This window comes from Nanchangia anserum, from assembly GCF_015240065.1.
Lineage (GTDB): Bacteria > Actinomycetota > Actinomycetes > Actinomycetales > Actinomycetaceae > Nanchangia > Nanchangia anserum.
This window is the reverse complement of the sequence record NZ_CP060506.1, coordinates 423,191-446,272: the sequence shown is the minus strand read 5'-3', so window position 1 is coordinate 446,272 and position 23,082 is coordinate 423,191. Positions and strand designations below refer to the sequence as shown.

The following is a 23,082-nucleotide window of genomic DNA, read 5'->3' as shown; positions in this document are numbered from 1 at the left end:
CTACGATTCTCGCCAAGCCCGTGCCCGCCTACTCGTGACGCTGCTCCCACACGGTGCGCCGGCGCTCGTCGGCCTTGTGCAGCGACGTCCGCAACCAACCGGCGCCGCCGATTCCGACGATGAGGGTCGCCAGCGCCGACAGGGCAACGACGTAGCAGCCCCCGCGCGCGCCGTGGAGATCGACCATCCGGCCTCCGCACGCGGCACCAACGGCGACGCCGAGGTTCATGAACGTCGACAGCCACGTCAGCCCTTCGGTCAGCTGCGAGGGATGGACGATGCGCTGAACCATCGCATTGACGTTCGTCATCGTCGGGGCGATGGTCAACCCCATGACGAACATGACGAGGGCGAACGTCGCCATCGAATGCACGAGCAGAATGACCATGTTGCCGGCGGCCATCAGGGTAATGCCGACGACGAACAGCCGCCCCTGCGACAGCGGCCACACGCGAGAGCCATAGACGAGGGCGCCGATGAGCGAGCCCGCCGCGACGATTCCCAGCAGCACACCGGCGAGCGGGCGCGCCCCGTGTTCGGTCGCGAACGCGACGGTCGCCAAATCGAGCGCACCGAAGATGGCTCCGGCAAACGCGTACGTCACGCCGAGAATGACGATCGCCTTCGACCGCAGCACCGACCCCGTGTGGATCTCTGTCACGCGCGGTTGCGGTGCCGGCTCGCTGCCGCGCTGAACGATGAGGGCGAAGCCGCCGACAACTTGGATAAGCGCGCACGCGATGAGCCCGGCGAGCGGATGCACGGACGTGACGAGCAACGTGGCGAACATGGGGCCGGTTGCGAACGCGGCCTCGTCAAGCGCGGCCTCGAAGGCGAAGGCCTGGGTCAGTTGCCCCGGCCCGCTGACCTTAGTTGCCCAGCGCGCGCGCACCATCGCCCCCAAGGCCCCCGAAAACGCGCCCACGGGAATCGCCGCGATGACGAGGATCCACCCGTCAACGTGGGCGGCGATGAGGCCGGCGAGCAGCAGGAGGAAGATGCCGAACGCCGGAACGGTCTTCGACAACACCCGCCACTGCCCGTACCTGTCGACGAGGCGAGCGAGCACCGGAGCCCCCAGGGAGAAGGCAATGATGTTGGCTGCCGCAATCTGACCCGCCAACGTGTAATTGCCGTAGATCACCGGAATCGCCAGGGCGACGGACATCGCCATCATGGCCATGGGATAGCGCGCGACAAATCCCGCAAGCGAAAACTGCCAGGCGCCGGGCAGGCGCAACAATTCCAGATAGGTGCGCACGGTTCTCCAGATCACGAATGAGGTGGACACGCTTCACATAGCCGAATCCCCGCCGCGATCACGCGCGACAGGGTTGGTGCCCCGAACAGGATTCGAACCTGCGACCTTTTGCTCCGGAGGCAAACGCTCTATCCACTGAGCTATCGGGGCTAACCGCGGACCAGCTTAGCACCGCGGTTGGGCGTGGGGAAACCTAGCGAGTCTGGCGCTGGGCCTCGTAGTCGGCGAGCTGCGCGATGCGACGCGAATGGCGTTCCTCGCCCGAGAAGGCCTCGGCGAGGAAGGCGTCGACAATGGCCACGGCCTCGTCCTCGGTGTGCATGCGAGCGCCGATCGAGACCACGTTGGCGTCGTTGTGCTGGCGAGCCAGCCGCGCGGTCACGAGGTTCCACGCGAGCGCGCACCGCACCCGTCGACGAGGTTGGCCGCGATCTGTTCGCCATTACCGGAGCCACCGATGACGACGCCAAGGGAACCGGGATGGGCGACCACCTGCTCGCCGCACGCAATACAAAACGCCGGGTAGTCGTCCTCGGGATCGTAGCTGGCCGGGCCGACGTCGGTGACGTCGTGGCCGTGCGCGCTCAGGTGCGCACACAGCTGCGCTTTGAGGTCGAAACCGGCGTGATCGGAGGCAACGAAGATCTTCATGCGCCCAGCCTATCCGCCGCGGCGTACCCGCACGGACCTAGCGATCGAGAATGTGTGCGAGCCGATCGGGATAGTCCGTCATGATGGCGTCGACGCCGAGATCGATGAGGCGACGCATCTCGACCGCATCGTCGATGGTCCACACGTGCACCTCGATGCCGCGCCGGTGAGCGGCGCACACGAGGCGCCGGGTGAGGACGGGAAGGCCGTTCCACGTCGGCGGAATCTGCACGGCAACGCAGCCGCGAACGGGGACATCAATCGTCAGCTGGGAGCCGATGACAAGTGCCGCGACGATCCCCGGCGTCGCGCCGGTGGGAATCTCGGGGGCGAGCCGGCGCAGGCGGCGGATTCGGCGGGAGTGAAACGACGACACGATGACGCGTCGCTGCGCCCCGGCATCGCGGATCGCCGCGACGAGCGGGGCGACGACCGCGTCATCCTTGGGTTCGATGTTGATCCACAGCTCGGGGTAGCTCGCTAAGACGTCGACCAGCCGGATGAGGTGCTCTCCGTCGGGGCCGCGCACGGCGGCGAGCTCGTCCCACGTAGCGCCCGCAACGTCAATGTCGACCCCCAGGCCCGGCGCAGGTTCGCGTCGTGGCTCAACACGATGTGGCCGTCGGCGCTGAGCCGGACGTCGGTTTCCAGCCGCCACCCTGCCCGAGCGGCCGTGCGCGCGACCGCGATGTCAGAGTTTTCGACGACCTCGCCCGCGCCCCCGCGATGGGCGTAGGGAATGAGGCGATGCACTACTGGCATTCCTCGCCCACGTAAACCGAGTGGTGCGACTTCAGCCACGGCACCGGATCGATCGGCTCGTTCAGCGTCGGGTGGACTTCAAAGTGGAGGTGGGCACCGGTGGAGTTACCCGTCGATCCCACGTGCGAGATGACCTGCCCCGCCTCGACCTGCTGGCCCTGGGTCACGACCGTGCCGCCGTCAACGAGATGCATGTAGACGGTGTAGAAGGACTCCCCGCCCACGTCGTGCTTGATCCGCACCATGTTGCCCGAGCCGGCCTGGCGACCCACGTAGTCGACGACGCCCCGAGCCGCCGCGTGGACGTCGGTGCCCGAGGGGGCCGAGAAGTCCGCACCCGCGTGCAGGCGGACCGTGTGGAAGATCGGGTGGACGCGGTAGCCGAAGGGCGAGGACACGGAGAAGGTCCCGCGGGCCAGGGGGAAGTAGACGATGTCGGAGGTATCGAGAGCGACCGCGGCCGCCTCGCCCGAGGCCCCGACGTTGGTCGGGCACTGCCCAACCGCTTCTTGCAGGCGCGCCCGCGTGCGCGCGGCGGGCTCGGCCTTGAGGGGATCACCCTCGACGTCCGAGGAGGCGTTTTCCACGTCGACCCACGAGGTCTGCGTCGCAACGGTAACGGCGCGCGTGGGGACGGTCTGGCTCATTCCCGGGGTGACGAAGCCGGACAGCGGCAGGGCGACGGTCGTCACGCCAAGCAGTGTCAGGAGAGACAGTCGCGAGGCCACCTTCGAGCGGCGATGCTTCGGTTCGCGTCGAGCCGAGTGCTGGCCGCTGCTTGCCGCATGGGCGCGGGTGTCCTCACGCATAGAACCGCCTTTATCACGATGGGACGTTGTGGTCGCTGAAGCCAAGATAACAAACCCGTAACGATGTGGACACTTTTTGGCGAAGATCACGTTCGCGGCATGGCGTCGCGGACTTCCCCGACGAGTTCTTCGAGGATGTCCTCGAGGAAAATGACGCCAACGACGTCGTCGCCGCGAAGAACTTTGGCCAGGTGAACGCCGGACTTCTGCATGAGGGCGAGGGCGTCCTCGACTTCGTCGTCGACGCGGGCAACCGGCAGACCGCGGATGCGCCACGACGGCACCGGCTCGTCGCGTTCGCCCCCCACCGAGGCGTAGAGGACGTCCTTGAGGTGGAGGTAGCCGATGAGGCGACCCTCCTCATCGATGACGGGGAAGCGAGAAAAACCCGTTTTCGCCACCGCGCGCTCGACGTCACCGGGCGTGCAGCCGACAGACAGCGTGTAGAGCCGGTCGAGACCAACCATGGCGTCGGCCACACTCTCCTCGGAGAACTCCAACGTCCCCGACAGCAGCCCGAGGTCGTCGTCGAGGGCCCCAACCTCGGCCGAGCGCTCGACGATGGCCTGAACCTCCTCGACGGTGAACGTCGAGGACACCTCGTCGCGCGGGGTGTGCCCGCTCAGGCGCACGCACGCATTCGCAAAGGCGTTGAGCACGCGCACGACGGGACGCAGTACGCGAGCGATGCGCACGAGCGTGGGAGCGAGCGCGAGCACGACGGGAACGGGCGCCGAGACCGTGAGGTTCTTCGGAATCATCTCGCCAAACAGGATGTGGCAGACGACGACGATGACGAGGGCAACGACGAAGGCGACGGCGTGGGCCGCGCCGCTTGGCGCCCCGATCGCCGCCAGGGGTGCCTCGATGACGTGGGCGAGCGCGGGTTCGGCAACCGCCCCCAGCCCCGTCGACGCCAGGGTGATGCCCAGCTGGGTGACGGCGAGCATAAGGGAGACGTTTTCCAGCGCCCATTGAGCCGCGCCGGCGCCGCGTCGTCCCTGATCGACGAGGGGATCGATTTGGGCCTTGCGCGAGGAGGTGACGCAGAATTCGCCAGCGACGAAGAAGGCGTTGATTGCCAACAACACGACGGCGACGATGAGCGAGACCGTGCTACTCACTGCTCACCTCCTCGCCCGGGACGATGCCCACCGCGGCGATGCGCCGACCCTCTGTGCGCCGCACGCTCAACCGGCAGCCGGCGACCTCGACGGTGTCACCGACGACGGGGACCCGCCCCAACTCGGTGAGGACGAGGCCGGCGATGGTCTCGTAGGGGCCGTCATCGGGCAGGACGACCCCGATGAGTCGGCTGATTTCGTCGGGGCGCAGCGTGCCGGCGACGTCCCAGCCGCCGTCCTCGCTGATCTTGACCCCGCGCCGGCGCGGGTCGTGCTCGTCGGCGACGTCACCGACGATCTCCTCAACGACGTCTTCGAGGGTGACCACCCCCGAGGTGCCGCCGTACTCGTCGACGACGAGGGCCATCTGCAGCCCGTCCTCGCGCAGCGCGACGAGCAGCGGTGCCAGCGCCACCGTTTCGGGCACGCGCGGGGCCTCGGCGAGCAGGGAGGACGAGACGACGGGAACGTCGCCGCGGCGCTCGAACGGCACGGCAATCGCGCGGCGCAGATGGACGAGGCCGATGATGTCGTCGGGATCGGATTCGTAGACGGGAAAGCGCGAGTGCCCGGTCTCGACGGCGCGCTCGATGACGTCTTGGGCCGTGGCGGACGCGGGCAGGGCCACCATGTTCACGCGCGGCTGCATGACGTCGACGGCGGTGAGATCGCTGATGGCAACCGAGCGCGTGAACAGCGTCGCCGTCGAGGTGTCCAGCGTCCCCTCCTCGGCGGAGTGGCGAACGATGGCCGCCAACTCCGACGCCGAGCGCGCGGAGGACAATTCCTCGGCCGGTTCCACGCCGAGCCCGCGCACGAACCAGTTGGCGGCAGCGTTCATCGAGGCGATGACCGGGGTGAACACCCACGTGAAGGCCTTATGCAGCGGTACGACTGCGCCAGCAATGCGCAGGGGATCCGACAGGGCGAGATTCTTCGGGACGAGTTCGCCAAAGACCATCGAGAAGGCGTTGACGATGACGAGGGCGGCGACGACGCCAATCGACGTGGCCACAGCCGCCGCCAACCCGAGCGAGCCGAGCCAGTCGGCAAGCGCGTCGGTGAGGGCGACCTGGGTCGTGTAGCCGAGCAGGATTGTCGTCACGGTGATACCGACCTGGGCGCCCGAGAGCTGCGTCGACAGGTGACGCATCGCAGCCACGACCCCGCCCGCTCGCCGATCGCCTTCGGCGGCGCGGCGCTCGGCTTTGACGGGATCGGTGGCGACGAGGGCGAATTCGGCGGCGACAAAGAGGCCGGTGCCGACGGTGAGGACGATCCCGAGGAGGATCTGGCCGAGCAGACTAAGCACCCGCGCCACCTCCCGGACCTAACGGAGGATTCTCGCTGGAGGTGGACGAACCGGAGGTTTCCATATCCCCGCCATCATACGCATACGCGGCCACCTCAGCGCGTGCCCAACCCCGCCCCGGCGCGCCCTCGCCGGCGTATCGTGGAACGGTGAGTCATGCGCCAACATTTCGGCGCTCCGCATTCCAAAGACGGGTGCGGCTAGGAAAAAGGTCCTAGGGTTATCTCGGAGAGCACATCATCGTTGTGGTGGAGGATGACATGAACGCTAATCGCTCTGGCTCCGACGGCGTCAGCCAGCAGGTCATTGACGACCTACATGCGCGCTATCAGGCCGATCCCGCGTCCGTTCCCGAGGATTGGCAGCGCTATTTTCGCGCCGTTGAAGCCCGCGACAAGGCCCTCGCTCAGGCTCGTGAGGCCGAGGCCGGCGACACCGATGCACCCAAGGCGGGGGTGACCTCCACCACGACAAGCGCTCCTGCGGTAAGCGTATCCACCGACGTCACGCGTTCCGACCTGCCGCCAGCTCCCAAATCGGCGGCGGCCGAACCGACCTCGCCCTACGCGGCAGCCGAGTCGGCGCTGGGGGCGGCACCAGGCATCTCCGGCGAGGAAGACGCCGTGGCCCGCCTCAAGGGCCCCTCGCGCGCGGTCGCGAAGAACATGGAGGCCTCGCTATCCATCCCGACGGCGACGTCGGCGCGCGAGATCCCGGCAAAGCTCATGATCGAGAACCGCGCCCTCATCAACAACCACCTGCGCTCGACGTCGGGCGGCAAGGTCTCCTTCACCCACCTCATCGCCTACGCGATGGTTGAAGCCCTCGTCGAGATGCCCGACATCAACGTCCGCTACGAGGAGGTCGACGGAAAGCCGGGGATCCGCGAATTCGCCCACGTCGGTCTGGGCCTGGCAATCGACGTTCCCAAGAAGGACGGCCAGCGCCAGCTCATGGTCCCCGTCATTCACGATGCCGACCTGCTGACATTCCGCGGATTCTTGGACGCCTACGAGGAACTCGTCACCAAGGCGCGCACGGGCAAGCTCACCGCCGACGACTTCGCCGGCGGCTCGGTCACCCTGACCAATCCCGGCATGATCGGCACGAAGCACTCGGTGCCGCGCCTCATGAACGGACAGGGACTCATCATGGGGGTCGGCGCGACGACGATCCCCGCCGCGTGGGCGGGTGCATCCACCGACCAGTTGGCCGCCTCGGGCATCGGCCCCGTCATGACGATCACCAACACCTACGATCACCGCGTTATCCAGGGCGCCGCGTCCGGGGAATTCCTCCGCATCATCGATGAGAAGCTCAGCGGGCGCGACGGTTTCTACAAGCGCGTCTTCCACACGCTTCACGTCCCCCATGAGCCCTACGAGTGGACCCGCGACGTCGTCTACGATCCCGAGCTGGAGAAGGGCAAGCCGGCACGCATCGCCGAGCTCATTCACGCCTACCGCTCACGCGGGCACCTCGCCGCGAACACCGACCCGCTCGAATACCGCGTGCGCCGCCACCCCGACCTGTCGCTGGGGTCGTACGGGCTGAGCGTGTGGGACCTCGATCGCGTCTTCCCCACGGGCGGATTCGGCGGGCGCCACTCCATGACGCTGCGCGAGCTGCTCGATCAGCTGCGCGACACCTACAACCGCACGACGGGCATCGAGTACATGCACATCCAGGACCCGGTTCAGCGCCGGTGGATGCAGCAGCACATCGAGAAGCCGGCCCCGAAGTTCACGCTGGACCAGCGCGCCCACATCCTGTCGACGCTCAACCGCGCCGAGGCCTTCGAGACGTTCTTGCAGACGAAGTACGTTGGCCAAAAGCGGTTTTCGCTCGAGGGCGGCGAGGCGCTCATTCCGCTGCTCGATACCGTCCTCTCGCGCGCGCTCGCTGCCTCGTGCACGGACGTGACGATCGGCATGGCTCACCGCGGCCGCCTCAACGTGTTGACGAATATTGCCGGCAAGACGTACGCCCAGATCTTCTCGGAGTTCGAGGGCAACATGGACCCGCGCGCCCAGCAGGGTTCGGGCGACGTCAAGTACCACCTCGGAACCGAAGGCATCTACTCCAACGAGGAGGGCGCGGGCCTGCGCGTCACCCTGGCGGCGAACCCCTCCCACCTCGAGACCGTCGACGGTGTCCTCGAGGGCATCACGCGCGCCAAGCAGGATCGCGTCGAGGATGGCGAGGACGTCATCGTCCCCATCCTCATTCACGGCGATGCGGCCTTCGTCGGCCAGGGCGTCGTCTACGAGACGCTCAACCTGTCGCAGCTGCAGGGCTACCGCACCGGCGGCACGGTCCACGTCATCGTCAACAACCAGATCGGCTTCACGACGGGGCCGACGTCGGGCCGCTCGACGCGCTACTGCACGGATCTGGCCAAGGGCCTACAGGTGCCGATCTTCCACGTCAACGGCAACGACCCCGAGGCCTGCTGCCGCGCCGCCGCGCTGGCGTTTGCCTACCGCCAGGAATTCCACAAGGACGTCATCATCGACCTCGTGTGCTACCGCCGCCGCGGTCACAACGAGGGCGACGATCCCTCAATGACCCAGCCCGTCATGTACTCGCTCATCAACGACCTCCCGACCCCGCGCGAGTACTACGTTCGCGACCTCGTCGGGCGCGGCGACATGACGCGGGAGCAGGCCGAGGAGCTGCTCAAGGAATACCACGACGAACTCGACACGATCTTCACCGAGACGCGCGAGGAAGGGTGGTCGCCCGAGAAGGCCAAGACCAACGGCGGCCTCGGCGTCTCGACGCGCTGGGTCACGCCGTCGTCGCAGGTCGAGGGCGAGGACGAGATGATCGGTTGGTCCTCGGCTGTGCCCGCCCAGGTGCTTCAGCGCATCGGCGACGCCCACGCGACGGTGCCCGAGGGCTTCACCCCGCACAAGAAGATGCTGCAACTGGGCGAAAACCGCCAGAAGATGACGCGCGAGGGCAAGATCGACTGGGGCATGGGCGAGCTCCTCGCCTTCGGCTCACTGCTCATGGAGGGCACGGGCGTGCGCCTGGGCGGGCAGGACTCGCGTCGCGGCACCTTCGTCCAGCGTCACGCGGTCTTCCACGACAACGTCACCGGGCGCGAATGGACGCCGCTGAACTTCCTCACCGAGGACCAGGCACGCCTGCGCATCTACGACTCCCCGCTCAGCGAATACGCGGCCCTCGGCTTCGAATACGGCTACGCCGTGGAGTCCCCGGGCTGCCTGGTCGTGTGGGAGGGGCAGTTCGGCGACTTCGCCAACACCGCCCAAGCCGTCATCGACGAATACGTGTCTTCAGCCGAACAGAAGTGGAGCCAGCGGGCCAATCTCGTCATGTTGCTGCCGCACGGCTACGAGGGGCAGGGGCCGGACCACTCCTCGGCGCGCATCGAGCGTTACCTCAGCCTCGCTGCCGAAAACAACATGCGCATCTGCCAGCCGTCGCTGCCGGCGAACCACTTCCACCTGCTGCGCGAGCAGGCCTACACGCGCCCGCGCCGCCCGCTCATCGTGTTCACGCCCAAGCAACTGCTGCGGCTGTCGGCGGCGACCTCGCCGGTCGAGGACTTCACGTCGGGCAGCTTCCGCCCCGTCATCGACGAGGTCTCCGACGCCGTAGACAAGACTCGCGTCAGCCGCGTCATCCTCACCTCGGGACGCGTCTACTACGACCTGGCGAAGGCGCGCGAGAAGAACGGTCGCTTCGATACCGCGATCGTGCGACTCGAGCAGTACTATCCGCTGCCTGTTGAGGAGCTGCGCGAGGTCCTGGCCGGCTACGGCGATGCCGAGGTCGTGTGGGTTCAAGACGAGCCGGCAAACCAGGGTGCGGCACCGTTCCTCCAGCTACAGCTGCCGAGTGAGCTGAGCGGCGGACAGCGCCTGCGCGTCATCTCGCGCAAGGCGGCGGCCTCGCCGGCGGCAGGTAATATGCAACTGCACAAGAAGCAGAACGCGACCCTCATGGAAGACGCGTTCGCGTAGGCACGCGGAAGGATCGCGGTGAGCGAGAAACGGATCATCATCATTGGCGACGAGCTGGTCGCGGGCACGGCGGATCCCCGCCGCCTCGGCTGGGTTGGTCGCGTGATGTCGCGGACCCCCGTTCGCGCCCGATCAGCACGTGCTCTCGCTCGCCGTGCCCTACGACACGACGCAGGGATTGGTGCAGCGTTTCGCCACCGAGGTGGTTCCTCGCCTGGGGCGGCGCTGCGACAATCGCCTCGTCATCTCGCTCGGCGTCGGCGATATCCGCGGGGTGCGCCTGTCTGCGCCGCGCACCCGCCTCAACCGCGAACCTGCTCGACCAGGCGGCGAGCCACCAGGTCGGCTGCTTCGTCGTCGGTCCTCCCCCGTTGCCCGGGGTCGAGGACGATCAGTTAGCCCATTTTTCGCGCGCGTGCGCCGAGGTGTGTGCGCGGCGGAAGGTCCCCTACGTCGACACCTACACGGCGCTGAAGGACCACGACCAGTGGCTATCCGACCTGGCCGCCGGCGACGGGCTGCCTGGCCAGGCCGGATACGGATTGCTCGCGTGGCTCGTGCTTCACCGCGACTGGGTGTCGTGGCTGCTCGGCGAGGAGGGCGAGCACGCGGCGTGCCCACGCATTAGGTCGGTATTCGGCGGTCGTTCAGGCGCCGAGGTAGCTGAGAACCTGGGAGTGGAGGCGGCCATGGTCGCGAGGGCGTTGGTTCCCCAGGGGCCGTCCTCGCCGGCCAGCGACGTGAAACGGCCGCCGGCCTCCTCGACGATGGGGACGAGCGCGGCCATGTCGTGCAGGGCGAGTTCGGGTTCGCACGCGATGTCGACGCATCCCTCGGCGAGCAGCATGTAGGAATAGAAGTCGCCAAAAGCCCGCGCGCGCCACGCGTCCATATTGAGGGCGAGGAAATTGTCGAGAAGCCCGAGGTCGCGCCACCCGGTTAGGGACGAGTACGACAGCGAGGCATCCTCGATGCGTCCCACGCCCGAGACGTGGATGCGTCGGGTGGCGCCGAGGGCGCAAACGTGGGCACCGCGTCCGCGCGCTGCCCACCAGCGTCGCCCGAGCGCCGGGGCGCTCACGCAGCCGAGGATGACCTGGCCGCCATCAACGAGGCCGATGAGGCTCGCCCACGTCGGCACACCGCGCACGTAGTTCTTCGTCCCGTCGATGGGATCGATGATCCACCCGCGCTCGCTCGGGATCGACCCGCCGCGTTCTTCGCCAAGGACGGCGTCGTCGGGGCGCTCGCGTGCGAGCATATCGCGCAGGGCGTCCTCGCAGGCGCGGTCGGCATCGGTGACGGGAGTGAGATCGGCTTTCGCCTCGACGTGGAGATCGGCCGCGCCAAAACGGGCGAGGGTGATCGCGTCGGCGCAATCGGCCAGGGCATGCGCGAGAGCCAGGTCATCGTCGAGAGAAGTCACGCGTTGACGCTACCACGCGCCTCGCATCCGCCCTCGCGGCCGTTCGCGCTCACTGTGGCGGTTCAGTGGCCAACCTGCCACGGCTCGGCGGCGCTGAGTTTGGTCTCCAGCAGGCGCCGGAACGAATCAAGGCGAGCCTCGCGCCGAGCATCCCCTCGCGCCCACGCATCGAGGGCGCACTCGACCTCATCGGCGGTGTGCGAGCACCGCCGCGGACACTGGTTCGCGGCCTCGGCGAGATCGGCAAAGGCGGCGAGCAAGTCGTCGATCTCGACGTGGGCCAACCCGAAGGAGCGGATACCCGGGGTGTCGATGAGCCACCCGCCGCCGGGCAGCTCGAGGGCGACGGCCCCCGTCGACGTGTGCCGCCCGCGCCCGGTGACGGCGTTGACCTCACCGGTGCGCCGCGCTGCCTCGGGGATGAGTGCGTTCGTCAGAGTCGATTTGCCAACCCCGGAGTGCCCGACGAGCACGCACGTGTGCCCGCGCACGGCCTCGGACAGGCCCTCGAGCCCCTCCCACGCCTCGCCGTCGAAGGACGTGACGAGGCTGGGCAATCCCAGCCCGGTGAACTGGTCGAGCAGCGGCGCAGCCGGGGCGAGGTCGGCTTTCGTGGCGACGAGCAGCGGCGAGATCCCGCCGGCATAGGCGGCAACGAGGCAGCGATCGATCATGCGTGGACGCGGCGGCGGATCGGCGCACGCGGTGACGATGACCATGAGATCGGCGTTGGCGACCATCGGCTTCTCGCGGCCTCCGGGGGTGTCCTCGGCCGAGCGCGTGAGCTCGGTTGAGCGCGGCGTCACCTCAACCAGTCGGGCCAGCGTGTCGGCGCGACCGGACAGATCGCCGACAAGGCGCACCCGGTCGCCAACGACGATAGCGTGGCGACCGAGTTCACGTGCCTTGACGGCGCGCACGTCGACCTCGCCCAGGCGAACGCGGTAGCGCCCGCGATCCACGGCGATGACCTGACCGATGGGGGCATCCGAGTAATCGACGCGATCCTTCGAGCGACGCCGGCTCTTCTTCCCCTTGCGGCCACGACGCACCCGCACTCGAGGATCGTCGGTGCCGATGTCTCGGCGCACCACTAGGCTGCTCCGGTGGCCACCACGGCCTCCCACAGGTCCACGAACTGGGGGAAGGTCTTGGTCACGGCCTCGACGTCACGCACGCTGACCCCGTTGACGGCCAACCCGATGAGGGCGGCGAACATGACCATTCGGTGATCACCGTAGCTGTCGAGTTCGGCCCCCGATGGTGGGCGCGGCGTGATGACGAGAGACCCCAGGCGCGCCTGCGCACCCACGCCGAGGCGAGTCAGCGATTCTTCCAGCGCCGCGAGCCGATCGGTTTCGTGCCCGCGCAGGTGGGCGATTCCGCGCAGCGTCGAGGGTGAGACGGCGAGGGCGGCAAGCGCCGCGACCGTCGGCACGAGTTCGCCGTATTCGCTCATCGTCTGGTCGATCCCGGAGATCGGTCCCATTGCCTGTGACAGCAGGTGCCCGTCGTCGTCGCGGTTGATTCGACCCCCCACCATCGTCATCAGCTCGCGCCAGTGGGCACCCGGCTGCGTCGAGTTCTCGGGCCAGTCGAGGATGCGGACCTGGCCGCCGGCGATGAGCGGGGCGGCGAGGAAGGGGCCGGCATTCGTGAGATCGGGCTCGATGATGATCCTGCCGCCCCGGATCGGGCCGGGATGGACGCGCCAGTCCGTGGGCGTCTCGCCGCCGTGGAGGACGCTCACGCGCGCAACATCGGCCTCGACCCCGCGCGCGTGCAGCGCCTCCATCGTCATGGCGACGTGCGGCAGCGACGGCACCGGCGTGCTCGCGTGAATCTCGAGGCCCTCATCGAATCGCGCGCCGGCCAGCAGCAGTGCCGACAGGAACTGCGACGAGGCCGAGGCATCCACCTCGACGCGACCGCCGCGCACCCGGCCGCGGCCGTGGATGGTGAGGGGCAAGAATCCCGGCTCTCCCAGGCACTCGACCTCGATGCCCATGTCGGTCAGCGCACGCACCAGCCCGGCCATCGGGCGCACGCGCGCGGCCTCGTCGCCGTCGAGCGTGACATCGCCATTGGCCAGCGCGGCGATGGGGGCGATAAAACGCATGACCGTTCCCGCGAGGCCGCAGTCAATGCGGCCACTGCGCGGGTGGAGGCGGGGCGGCGGGGTGACGACAATCGTGTCCCCCTGAGGCTCCACCTGCGCGCCCAGCTCACGAATTGCCGCGATCATGAGGTCGGTGTCGCGGCAGCTCAGAGCTCCCTCGATGCGACTGGGCTCCTCAGCGAGGAGCGCGAGAACGAGGGCGCGATTCGTCGCGGACTTCGACCCGGGAATGCGCACCTCGGCATCCAGCGGCCCACGTGCGCGCGGCGGGCACCACACGCCCTCACTCATCGATCGGCCTCACCGAGCGGGCGGGCAGGCGCAGCCTCCCCTCGCCCACGCTCGCGTGCATGAGCAGCCAGGCGGTGATGGCCATGCGGCGCGCCAGCGGCTTGCCCGTGTGGGACTCCGTCGGGGGATAGCGTACGAGCGCGATGGGCACCGAGAGCGCGGCGAGCCCAAGCGCACACGTGCGCGGCATCTTTCCCGCGGCCAGCCCCGCGGCCAGGACCGTGGCGAGGATCCCCGACCCGCGCACCCACGCGCGCTGGTCGGCCGGCGGCAGCGGCGGGATTCCCCAGTGCTCCCACGTTTGCTGTGCGACTTGGAACTCGTAGAGGTGGTCGTCGGGATGCAGGGCGGCATCCAACCCGTCGTTGGCGAAGATGCCGGCGAGGAGGAGTCGGGAGGCGGTACGCAAAATGGCCATGCCTCCATTGTGACTCACGTGCTCTCGGCCGCGCCACCACATGAACAGCTTTGCCAGGCGCCGGGTCGTAGTGCTGGCTACAGTGGTGGTGTGCCTACCCCCGTGCGCGATGCTCCCGTCCCGGTCGAGGACCCAGACGCCATGCACGCGCGTTTTGAAGCCGAAGCGCTGCCGCTGTTCGATCAGCTCTACGGTGCAGCGCTGCGAATGACGCGCAATCAGGCCGACGCCGAGGACCTCGTGCAAGACACGTATGCGCGCGCTTATCAGCGTTTTTACCAGTACCGGCCGGGAACGAACATCAAGGCGTGGCTGTATCGGATCCTGACGAACACGTTCATTACCGACTACCGCCGCAAGCAGCGTCGCCCCACCGAGGCGGCGAGCGAGGGCGCAGCCGAATGGGAGGAGGCACGCGCGGCCTCGCACGATTCGCGAGGACTGCCCTCGGCCGAGGCCGAGGCCCTCGAACGGCTGCCGAACGCGACGATTCAATCGGCTTTCGACGCCCTTGACGAGGATTTTCGCCTCGTCGTCTACCTGGCCGACGTCGAGGGGTTCAGCTACAAGGACATCGCCAAAATTATGGATACGCCTGTGGGCACGGTCATGTCGCGGCTCTACCGGGGACGCAAAGCGCTGCGGCACCTGCTGGCCGATTACGCCCGCGACATGGGGATTGGGGTGAACACTGATGACTGAGACAGATCGCGGAGGCGACGACGGGTGTCGCTGCGGGTGCGGATGTTCCGGACGCTGCGCAGATTCGGGATGGGAACCGTGCGGATGCGGCTTCACGACCGAGCAGATGTTCGCCTACGTCGATGCCTGCGCCACTCCCGATGTGTGCGGCAGCGGCGACGAACTCGATGAGGCTCAGGCCCGCCTCATCGCCTCGAGCCAGATCGCCCGAATCCGCGCCCACGTTGCCGGGTGCGCGAGCTGCCAGGCGCGGATCGCGCGCGAACGCCACGTGCGCCAAGCGGTGGCTCTCGGGTGCGCGTGCCGAGCGCCCGAGGGCCTGATCGTGCGCGTCCGCGAACGTTTGGAGGTCCTCTCGATCAGGTCTCAGCCACCGCGCGGATGAGCCGTGGCGGCGACGTCGTGTAGTATCGTCGCGGACTATCCGTGATCCAATCGAAGAGAGGTCGACGATGAGCAAGCGCGGACGCAAGCGCAAGACGCGTCGCAAGAGCGCGGCCAACCACGGCAAGCGCCCCAACTGCTAAGACGGGGTGTAGCGGGCGGACGGGACCTACGGGACCCGTCCGCTTCTGTTATGCCCGCGGCGCTCGCAGCTCGGCGCCCTCCCAGAGGGCGCGCAGCTGGGCCGCGCGAAGCTGGCCCGGGGCGGTGACGACGTCGAGGCTGGCGAAAGTCGCCGCAACACCCAGCGCGCCGGCTCCAGCGCGGGCGAGGCATCCCAGCGGCCCCATTCCCGCGGCGATGAGGGGCCGCGCATCCGGGCCGGCGACGTAAGCGCGAACGAAACTGAGGAAGTCGAGGTAGGCCTCCGCGTCCGCGATGTAGCGGGCGATCTTGACGACATCGGCACCCAGCTCCGCGAGTCGATTCACCGCGGCCAGCTGCTCGGCGGAATCGAGTGCCCCGTCCAATCGTGGATCGAGCCGACGACCAGCGCGCCCATCTCGTGTGCGCGCGTGATGACTTCGCCGGCGAGGGGTTGGCTGAGCTCGACGTCGATGGAGCGGGCACCGCAACGCAGCAACGTGTCGTAGAGGTCGAGGTAGCGAGCCGGGCGGATCTCGAGCGCGCCGCCTTCGCTCGCCGAGCGCACGGTCGTGAGCACGCGCGAGGGCGTGGCCTCGGCGTAGATCTGGCGACTCAAGCGGCGCAGATCGGCCAGGCTCACGGCATCGATGAGGTAGTCGACGCGCCATTCGATGGCATCGACGTCGGGGGACGTGGCGGCGGCGCGCACCTGATCGAGCACGTCGGCGGGCGTTGCCGCGGCCACCGGGACGATGATGGCGGGCTGGGTGGGAAGCAGGCGGGACAGGTCAGGCGTCATCGGATCAGATTCCTCCTTCGAGCACACACTATGGCACGAGCGGGTGAGTCCCCGGTTAAGGCAACGATTTATGTCGGCACCGTGTCCTAGCGTGGAACGCATGAAGATCATCCACACCTCCGATTGGCATATCGGAAGAACGCTGCACGGGGCCAGCCTCGAAGAGGCGCACCAGGCGTTTTTTGAGGCGCTGGTCGATTACGTGCGCGCCGAGGAGGTCGACGCCGTCCTCATGTCCGGCGACCTGTTCGACCGCGCTGTGCCCTCAATCACGTCGTTGCGCCAGGCGCGTGTCGCTCTCACGCGCCTGACCGATCTCGCGCGGGTCATCATCACGACGGGAAACCACGATTCGGCCGATCGACTGGGGCTGACCGACCGCTTCCTCAACGATCGCCTCGTCGTTCGGGCACTCCCCGACGACATCGACCGCCCGATCGACCTCGTCGCCGAGGGGCGGGTGCACGCGCGCGTCTACACGCTGCCCTACCTCGATCCCGAGACCACCCGGCGCGTCCTCGTCGACGCCACCGGCGACATCGCCGACCCGGACGACCCCGACGCGGTGCACCAGTTGGCGCGCTCTCACGAGGCCGTCATTGCCGCGGCGGCCCGCCGCATCGGTGCGCACCTCGACGCTCATCCGCTCGAGGACGGCGCACGCGTCATCGTCATGGCGCACGCGTTCTTCACCGGAGGTTTGCCCACCGAATCGGAACGGTGCCTGGAGGTCGGCGGGGTCGAGCAGGTCAGCGCGGGCACCCTCACCCGCCTGGGCAAGGCAGACGGCCCGGTGCGCGTCGACTACGTCGCCGCCGGACACCTCCACCGCCCCCAGGACGTGCGCGACGCCGGAGCGCCGGTGCGCTACCCCGGCTCCCCCGTGGCGTTCTCGTTCTCTGAGGCCGGCTACGAGAAATCGGTGACTCTGCTCGACACCGACACCCCTGACCTGGGAATCCGGCACCTGCCGCTGACCCCGTGGCGAGCGCTGCGTCGCATCGCGACGACCATGGAGCAGCTGCGCGCGGGGCGCCACGAGGATGCACGCGATTCGTGGTGCGAGGTGACGATCACCGATGATGCTCGCCCGCACAACCTCGTCCACGAGGTGCGCTCCCTCCTCCCCCACACGCTGGCGGTGTTTCACGTGCCCGCCCACGCCCCAACCCCCGTGACGGCAGCCGACATCCGCCGCCACCAGCGGTCGCCGCTGACGCTGGCCCAGGAATTCGCCCGCACGGTGGGCAACCGGGAGCTGAACGCGGCCGAGCGCGACGTCTGGCGCGACGTCTTCGAGAAAGTGCAGGCAGATCATGCGAATTCATAACGTCTCTTTCCAGGCGTTCGGGCCGTTCCCCGGCTCGCACACGATCGACATCGACGCTCTGGGCGCGTCGGGGATCTTCCTCATCGACGGCCCCACGGGCGCGGGCAAGTCGATGATTCTCGATGCCATCTTCTACGGCCTCTACGCCACCTTGGCGCGCACGACGACCAGCAGCTCCGTCGTCGAGGGGCGGTTGCGCTCGCAGTATGCGCCCGCCTCGAGGCCGACCCAGGTCAGCGTCGTCTTTTCGGTGCCTTCCGGCGTCTACCGAGTGACGCGCCAGCCCGCGTACAAGCGCCCGAAAAAACGCGGGCACGGGACGACGGAGGTCAAGACGCGGGCGTGGCTGTACCGCCTCAAGCACCCGGGATCGCCGACGGGCGAGACCATCGCCGCGAAGGCCAACGAGGTCGGGATCGCGTTGAAGCACATCCTCCCCCTCACCGCCGATCAGTTTCGCCAAACCGTCATCCTGCCCCAGGGAGCCTTTTCTCAGTTCCTGCACGCCCGCTCCGACGACCGCGCGACATTGCTGCGCCACATCTTCGGAGCCGAGATCTACGAGCGCGTTCAAACGCGTCTAGAAAAAGACGCCGCCGCAGCACAAAAACGCCAGGAGACCTCACAGGCGCTCCTGCGCGAACACGTCGCGTCACTCATCGGCGACGTGAACGCGCTCGGCATCACCGACGTCCCCACCGAGGACGAGGTCACGCAGGATCCCGAGCGTGCGCTCGCGGCTCTCGCCCCGCACCTCGTTGCCCTCGATAACGAGGTCGCGCACCTCAGCCAGGCCGTCGCCCACGCGCGGGCCCTCGCGGACGGTGCCCGTCGCGATCTGGCCGACGTGCGGGTGCTTGCAGCCCGTCGTGATCGAGCACATCGCGCGCGAGCGCGACTCGACGCCGCACGCGAGCGCGCGGGGCAGATCGACGCCGTCCGTGAGGCCCTCGCGCTCGCGCGTGCCGCCGGCCCCGTCGTCACCGACTGGGATCGCCTCACTCGCGCTCGCGACGATGCGGGAATTGCCCGCGACGCGTTAGCAGCGGACCTCGCGACGCTGTCGCGTACCCGCGGTGCCTACGCCGCGGCGGCCTCCCGTCTCGGCTGGACACCCCCCGCTCGTCTCGCGACCGACTCGACGCCACTCGCCGACCCCGATGGTTCCGCCCCCGAGCTCATTGATGACCTCGATGGCCTGCGCGATGCCGCCCGCCACGAGCTTCACGACATCGACGCGGCGATCACCCGCATCCGCACGATCGCGCGGATGCGCCAGCAACGAGACTCCCTGGTTCAGCGGATCGACGCCACGCGCGACGCCATCGCCGAGTGCGAGACGAACCTCGCGACGATCCCCGCTGCCCTGTCGGCCGCGGCGGCCGAGGTCACCGCCTCGACCAGCGCGCGCGAGCAACGTGACGACCTGGAGGACGCGCGGGCGCGCTCGCGCGAACGCTGCCAGATCGCCGATCGCATTGACGACCTCTCGGCTCGCCTCGATCTCCAGCACGCGAGGCTGGCGGAGCACACCGAAGCACTCGCGCGCGCGGAATCGGCCTACCGCGAGGTTCATCAGCGCTGGAGCGGGCAGGCCGCCTACGAACTCGCGAGTGGCCTGCGCCCCGATGAGGCGTGCCCGGTGTGCGGATCACGTGAGCACCCGCACGTGGCAAGGCCAACCGAGGAATCGGCCTCGCTGGCCGATGTTCGCCGCGCCCTCACCGCGCAGGCGGATGCGCGAAGCCGCGTCGAGGCGGCCACGCGCGAGCTCGAATCGCTTGAGCACGATCTAGCCCAGACCCGCGAGGCCCTCGGCGGGGCCGGTGTCGCCGAGGTTCGCGCCGAATCGGCTCGCCTCGAGGCCGAGGATAGCCGACTCCTGGGCGTCATCGCATCGGGCGCACAGGCCTCTCAGATCGTCAACGACCTCACCACCCGCGAGCGCCACCTCACCGAGGAGCGTGGGGAGCTCGTCACTCGTCTCGAGGCAGATCGACGTGAGGAGGGGCTTCTGGCCACCCAGATCGGCGATCTCCTCGCCGAGGCACGCGGCCTCACCGATGCCGCCGACCTCGCCGATATCCGCGACACGACGCAGGCGGTGACAGACGCCACCGCGTCCGCACTGGCGAGCGCGCGCGAGCTTCTCACGTGCTGCTCCCGACTCCAACTCGCTCGCGACGACGGCGAGGCTCGCCTGGCGGCGTCGCCGTTCGACACGATCGAACAGGCCCGCGCCGCATACCGCTCGGCGGACGAAATCACCCGCGACGAAAACCTCGTCACCGCCTACGACGCCGAGGTGCGCTCGCTGACGCGCGAGTGCGCCGATCCCGAGTTGCGCGAGGCCGCAACGCGGATTCTGCCGGACGCGGGTGCTCTCGTCGAGCGGGCCCGCCGTCTTCAGGAGCGAGCCGACGAGGCGACCCGGGAAGGCGAGCGGCTGCGCACCCGCGTCGAGGCCGTCACCGCTAAGGCTCGCCGGGTGCGTGCCGATATCGACGACCACTCTGCCGCGGTCGCTCGCGATCGCGCGCTCATCCGAATGGCCGAGCTGGCACACGGTGGCAAGGGCAACCTCGAGTCAACTCCCCTGTCGACGTGGGTGCTGCTGCCGCGCTTCGACGAGATCCTCGCCGTCGCCAATCCCAAGCTCGCAGCCATTACCGCGGGCCGCTATGAATTCACCCGCACCGGCACCGATGCCTCGCGCCGGCTCAACCAGGCGCTCTCGATCGACGTCATCGACCACCACCTCAGCGGCGACCACCAGCGTCTCAACGCCACCTTGTCCGGCGGCGAGACCTTCTACTGTTCGCTCGCCCTCTCCCTGGCGCTCACCGAAATCGTCACGGCCGAGGCCGGTGGCGTCGAAATCGGCACGATGTTTGTCGACGAGGGGTTTGGCACGCTGGACGCCGAAACCCTCGAGCGCGTACTGGCACAGTTGCGCTCAACGGGGGCGGGCGAGCGCACGGTCGGGATCATCAGTCACATCGACGCGGTGCGTTCCCACGTCCCCGACCGACTCGAGGTGCGCAGGAACGAGCGGACGAAGCAGTCGACGATCGTCGTCAGCGCTTAGCCGGCATTAAGGATGTCGCGCACGAGGGCAATCTCGGAGACGTCGTACCACAGTAGGGCGGTCTCGGACAGGGCGTCTTCGTCGTCTTCTCCCGCGGCGGCGGCAGCGACGATGGGCCAGGACTCTTCCTCGTCGATGTGGAAGGACACGACGTCGGCGAGGGAGACGGGCCCGTCGATGCTGACCTGACCCGCAGCCGGGCCGAATGCGACCGCCTCGGCGCAGTCGGCTGCGGCGACGATGCGGCAGGCGGGGGTAACGCCGTCGAGGTACTCCAGGCACGCCTGTCCCGCTGCCATCATCGCGACGGCCTCGTAGTCTTCCTGCTCCCAATCGTCGCCGCCATAGGACGCCATGAGTGAATCCGTCACCGCCCACGCGCTGCGTGGCATCACGGCATCGGCGGCGAGATCAGCCGGGGTCAAGGAAAGATAGACGCGCATGACTCCACCCTAACGCCGAGGCCACGGGCGCCACCGACCGGCCCCTCGCCGCCGGGAGTGTCCACCATCGCGGCGGGGAGCACGTTCACCGACGAGGGCATCGGCAATCGCGGCGATATCGTCGCCTACGTCGGAGGCGAGCATGGGCGTTCCATCGAGCTGGGCACGCGCGACACCGGTGGGGTCGCGGCGCACGAGAAAGGCGCGGTCGATGCCACCGTAGCGAGCGAGGATGTGACGGGCGCCGCGCTCGGCACCGACTCCCGCAGCCAGTGAATCGAGGCGATTGACGACGACGAGACCGCGCTCGGAAGGAAAATCGCGCAGATACCCGAGCAGGCGGCGCATTCCCAGGGGATCGCCGGCCCCGACGACGAGGTGACGATCGCACTCGGCGAGCGCGGCCGCTCGCGCGGCATCACGCGCCGGTCCGTAATAGCTGGCCGGAGCGTCCGGACCGTCGACGGGACCCGCGGTGTCGACGAGAACGAGGTCGTAGCACTCGCGCGCCACCCGCAGAAGGCCAGCGAGACCGGACTCGTCGACCTCCTTCCACCGCTGCGCCTGCTCGATCCCCGTGACGACGTCGAAGCCCCACGCGGTGTGATCGACGAGGTCACCGAGAACGAGAGCATCGAGTTCGCCGTTTCGCGCACGATACGTGGCGGCAATAATGCCCGCTGACTCGTCGGGCAGAGCAAGGAGGTAGACGATCCCGGGTGCCACCGTGTCAGCGTCGATGAGGAGCACTCGCAACCCGCGCTGAGCGACGTCGGCGGCAAGCGCGAGCGCGAGCGTCGTGCGACCGGGCGCCCCTGCGGGACCGGCGACGACGATGACCTCGCCGCGGTGAGGTGCCGGAGCCTCCGGAACCGTCGGCACCGCCGGTTCCTCGCGCGGTGTCTCGGGTGGCGCCGCGGCCCGTCGACGCGACCTCGGCGGGTAGCGCGTGTGCGCGCCGCTGGCTGCGGCTCCAGAAGGCGGTGCCGGCGGTGGCACCGGGAACGAGCCGGCCTCGGTGAAGGGATCGGGAGGCAGCTGAGCGGCGAGCGCCGCGCCCGTAAGAGACCCCACGTCGCTGGACATAGCACCGGGCGTCTCGTCGGTGGCGGTACCCAGCAGGGCTGCGATGACGGCGTCAACGGTGCGCGCCACGGCGTTGCCGCCGACGACGATGACGCGCATCCCCGCACGCTCGAGATCGGCGACGACGTCGAGCGAGACGAGGTCGCGATCAACGACGGCGATCTCGCCGAGTCCCGCCGCCGCTGCGCCGCGAACTTCGGCGGCGTCAGCGCAGCGACGGGCAACGTGGGCCAGCCCTTCGGCGTGAAGGGTCGAGACGAGCTCGGTCTCAAACTCGCCCTCGGCGACGACGAGGATCTCTGGACACCGCGACATCAGCGTGTCCCCGCGACGGCGATGAGGGGAACCTCGCGGGCGAGGGCCTCGAGGACGGCGGGCACGTCGTCACCGGGCACGCGCACCTCGACCTCGTTGCCCTGCATGGCCACGCTCTGACGCGGCGTGGACGAAATGTAGACCGCCGACTCGGAGAGCACGACCGGCGTCTCGGCCTGGCCCTCACCGGTGCCACCATCCGGTACCGCCCACAGGGTGAGGACGTCGCCGCGGCGGACCGAGGACGCGATGGGTTGGGCGAGTGTGAGCACCAGCGGGTGCGCGTCGGCCCTGTCGGCGATGCTCGATACGGCCACGAGCTCGCCCGTCCCGATCGAGCGGGTCGCAACCGCGTTGCGCGGCAGCTCGCCCGCGCCGACGTAACGCCCCTCGGGAACCCGCACCTCGACCGTAGCGACGTCGCTGGCTCCGATGTGGTCACCCGCGGCGATATCTGCGCGTGCCTGGTAGACGATCATGCCTGTGTGCGCCTGCCGCAACACGACGACGGCGAGGATGACCGACAGGACGATGAGGAAGACGCCCGCGAGGAATCGGGGGTCGACAAAACTGCGGTGGGGACGCCGGGACATGGTAACTCCGTTGCCAATGAGGGAGGG

At 68.6% G+C, this 23,082-nt stretch carries 21 protein-coding genes, 1 tRNA gene and 2 pseudogenes; 7 read left to right on the top strand and 17 right to left on the bottom strand.

Annotation, left to right across the window (positions count from 1 at the left end):
* Positions 1 to 28: 28 nt before the first annotated feature.
* From H8R18_RS02035 to H8R18_RS02000, 8 genes and pseudogenes are all read right to left on the bottom strand, one after another.
* Complete coding sequence (locus H8R18_RS02035) at positions 29 to 1,276, bottom strand: MFS transporter (protein ID WP_191072146.1); 1,248 nt, start codon at positions 1,274 to 1,276, stop codon at positions 29 to 31.
* Between the two features lie 59 nt (positions 1,277 to 1,335).
* Positions 1,336 to 1,411, bottom strand: a tRNA-Arg gene (locus H8R18_RS02030).
* A 43-nt stretch (positions 1,412 to 1,454) separates the two neighbouring features.
* A pseudogene (locus H8R18_RS02025) lies at positions 1,455 to 1,912 on the bottom strand (ribose-5-phosphate isomerase).
* Positions 1,913 to 1,949: 37 nt separating this feature from the next.
* Positions 1,950 to 2,441: a glycerophosphodiester phosphodiesterase family protein gene (locus H8R18_RS02020; RefSeq protein WP_194189346.1), complete on the bottom strand. Its 492-nt coding sequence runs from the start codon at positions 2,439 to 2,441 to the stop codon at positions 1,950 to 1,952.
* Positions 2,393 to 2,665: a glycerophosphodiester phosphodiesterase gene (locus H8R18_RS02015; RefSeq protein ID WP_227712842.1), complete on the bottom strand. Its 273-nt coding sequence runs from the start codon at positions 2,663 to 2,665 to the stop codon at positions 2,393 to 2,395. Before H8R18_RS02015 ends, H8R18_RS02020 begins: the two co-directional genes overlap by 49 nt.
* Complete coding sequence (locus H8R18_RS02010) at positions 2,665 to 3,483, bottom strand: M23 family metallopeptidase (protein ID WP_191072149.1); 819 nt, start codon at positions 3,481 to 3,483, stop codon at positions 2,665 to 2,667. Before H8R18_RS02010 ends, H8R18_RS02015 begins: the two co-directional genes overlap by 1 nt.
* 86 nt (positions 3,484 to 3,569) lie before the next feature.
* On the bottom strand, positions 3,570 to 4,607 hold the full coding sequence (locus H8R18_RS02005) for a hemolysin family protein (RefSeq protein ID WP_191072150.1): 1,038 nt from the start codon (positions 4,605 to 4,607) through the stop codon (positions 3,570 to 3,572).
* The gene (locus H8R18_RS02000; RefSeq protein ID WP_227712841.1) at positions 4,600 to 5,919 is read right to left on the bottom strand and encodes a hemolysin family protein; all 1,320 of its coding nucleotides are present in this window, start codon (positions 5,917 to 5,919) and stop codon (positions 4,600 to 4,602) included. Before H8R18_RS02000 ends, H8R18_RS02005 begins: the two co-directional genes overlap by 8 nt.
* A 260-nt stretch (positions 5,920 to 6,179) precedes the next feature.
* Here H8R18_RS02000 and H8R18_RS01995 point away from each other — a divergent pair, with 260 nt between their 5' ends.
* Positions 6,180 to 9,914 carry a multifunctional oxoglutarate decarboxylase/oxoglutarate dehydrogenase thiamine pyrophosphate-binding subunit/dihydrolipoyllysine-residue succinyltransferase subunit gene (locus H8R18_RS01995; protein WP_191072151.1) on the top strand — a complete coding sequence of 1,245 codons (3,735 nt, stop codon included), beginning with the start codon at positions 6,180 to 6,182 and terminating at the stop codon, positions 9,912 to 9,914.
* Between the two features lie 89 nt (positions 9,915 to 10,003).
* Positions 10,004 to 10,393, top strand: a pseudogene (locus tag H8R18_RS09025) (hypothetical protein); the annotation flags it as partial.
* 83 nt (positions 10,394 to 10,476) lie between these two features.
* On the opposite strand, the gene H8R18_RS01990 reads toward H8R18_RS09025, so the two are convergent.
* The 4 genes from H8R18_RS01990 to H8R18_RS01975 all read right to left on the bottom strand — a co-directional run bounded on the left by H8R18_RS01990 (position 10,477) and on the right by H8R18_RS01975 (position 14,168).
* The gene (locus H8R18_RS01990) at positions 10,477 to 11,340 is read right to left on the bottom strand and encodes an inositol monophosphatase family protein (protein ID WP_194189344.1); all 864 of its coding nucleotides are present in this window, start codon (positions 11,338 to 11,340) and stop codon (positions 10,477 to 10,479) included.
* Between the two features lie 62 nt (positions 11,341 to 11,402).
* Positions 11,403 to 12,434 (bottom strand): ribosome small subunit-dependent GTPase A, encoded by a 1,032-nt coding sequence (gene rsgA, locus H8R18_RS01985; RefSeq protein WP_191072154.1) that lies wholly within the window; start codon positions 12,432 to 12,434, stop codon positions 11,403 to 11,405.
* Positions 12,434 to 13,750, bottom strand: a complete 1,317-nt coding sequence (gene aroA / locus H8R18_RS01980) for a 3-phosphoshikimate 1-carboxyvinyltransferase (RefSeq protein ID WP_191072155.1) — start codon at positions 13,748 to 13,750, stop codon at positions 12,434 to 12,436. The genes rsgA and aroA overlap by 1 nt, the downstream gene beginning before the upstream one ends.
* On the bottom strand, positions 13,743 to 14,168 hold the full coding sequence (locus H8R18_RS01975) for a DoxX family membrane protein (protein ID WP_191072156.1): 426 nt from the start codon (positions 14,166 to 14,168) through the stop codon (positions 13,743 to 13,745). Before H8R18_RS01975 ends, aroA begins: the two co-directional genes overlap by 8 nt.
* A gap of 141 nt (positions 14,169 to 14,309) precedes the next feature.
* On the opposite strand from H8R18_RS01975, the gene H8R18_RS01970 reads away from it, so the two are divergent.
* The 3 genes from H8R18_RS01970 (at position 14,310) to H8R18_RS09850 (ending at position 15,397) form a co-directional block, all read left to right on the top strand.
* Positions 14,310 to 14,870, top strand: a complete 561-nt coding sequence (locus H8R18_RS01970; RefSeq protein WP_191072256.1) for a sigma-70 family RNA polymerase sigma factor — start codon at positions 14,310 to 14,312, stop codon at positions 14,868 to 14,870.
* Positions 14,863 to 15,255 (top strand): anti-sigma factor family protein, encoded by a 393-nt coding sequence (locus H8R18_RS01965; protein WP_191072157.1) that lies wholly within the window; start codon positions 14,863 to 14,865, stop codon positions 15,253 to 15,255. Before H8R18_RS01970 ends, H8R18_RS01965 begins: the two co-directional genes overlap by 8 nt.
* A 67-nt stretch (positions 15,256 to 15,322) precedes the next feature.
* On the top strand, positions 15,323 to 15,397 hold the full coding sequence (locus H8R18_RS09850; protein WP_420826901.1) for a 50S ribosomal protein bL37: 75 nt from the start codon (positions 15,323 to 15,325) through the stop codon (positions 15,395 to 15,397).
* Between the two features lie 48 nt (positions 15,398 to 15,445).
* Here the strand turns inward: H8R18_RS09850 and H8R18_RS09475 are convergent, their stop codons facing one another.
* Both H8R18_RS09475 and H8R18_RS09470 read right to left on the bottom strand, forming a co-directional pair.
* The gene (locus tag H8R18_RS09475; RefSeq protein WP_194189343.1) at positions 15,446 to 15,745 is read right to left on the bottom strand and encodes a type I 3-dehydroquinate dehydratase; all 300 of its coding nucleotides are present in this window, start codon (positions 15,743 to 15,745) and stop codon (positions 15,446 to 15,448) included.
* Positions 15,742 to 16,200 carry a type I 3-dehydroquinate dehydratase gene (locus H8R18_RS09470; RefSeq protein ID WP_194189342.1) on the bottom strand — a complete coding sequence of 153 codons (459 nt, stop codon included), beginning with the start codon at positions 16,198 to 16,200 and terminating at the stop codon, positions 15,742 to 15,744. The genes H8R18_RS09475 and H8R18_RS09470 overlap by 4 nt, the downstream gene beginning before the upstream one ends.
* A gap of 100 nt (positions 16,201 to 16,300) precedes the next feature.
* On the opposite strand from H8R18_RS09470, the gene H8R18_RS01950 reads away from it, so the two are divergent.
* Together H8R18_RS01950 and H8R18_RS01945 are read left to right on the top strand one after the other, a co-directional pair.
* A complete protein-coding gene (locus H8R18_RS01950; RefSeq protein ID WP_191072159.1) occupies positions 16,301 to 17,530 on the top strand; it encodes an exonuclease SbcCD subunit D in 1,230 nt (409 codons plus the stop codon).
* Positions 17,517 to 20,618 (top strand): AAA family ATPase, encoded by a 3,102-nt coding sequence (locus H8R18_RS01945; RefSeq protein WP_191072160.1) that lies wholly within the window; start codon positions 17,517 to 17,519, stop codon positions 20,616 to 20,618. Before H8R18_RS01950 ends, H8R18_RS01945 begins: the two co-directional genes overlap by 14 nt.
* Here H8R18_RS01945 and H8R18_RS01940 read toward each other — a convergent pair.
* From H8R18_RS01940 to H8R18_RS01930, 3 genes are read right to left on the bottom strand one after another with little or no spacing between them, the layout of a single operon-like run.
* On the bottom strand, positions 20,615 to 21,061 hold the full coding sequence (locus tag H8R18_RS01940) for a DUF6912 family protein (RefSeq protein ID WP_191072161.1): 447 nt from the start codon (positions 21,059 to 21,061) through the stop codon (positions 20,615 to 20,617). The two genes, H8R18_RS01945 and H8R18_RS01940, sit on opposite strands and share 4 nt — an antisense overlap.
* 9 nt (positions 21,062 to 21,070) lie before the next feature.
* Entirely contained in the window at positions 21,071 to 22,462 is a 1,392-nt protein-coding gene (locus tag H8R18_RS01935) for a nucleotide-binding protein (RefSeq protein WP_191072162.1), read from the bottom strand.
* The gene (locus H8R18_RS01930) at positions 22,462 to 23,055 is read right to left on the bottom strand and encodes an SAF domain-containing protein (RefSeq protein ID WP_191072163.1); all 594 of its coding nucleotides are present in this window, start codon (positions 23,053 to 23,055) and stop codon (positions 22,462 to 22,464) included. Before H8R18_RS01930 ends, H8R18_RS01935 begins: the two co-directional genes overlap by 1 nt.
* Positions 23,056 to 23,082 lie beyond the last annotated feature (27 nt).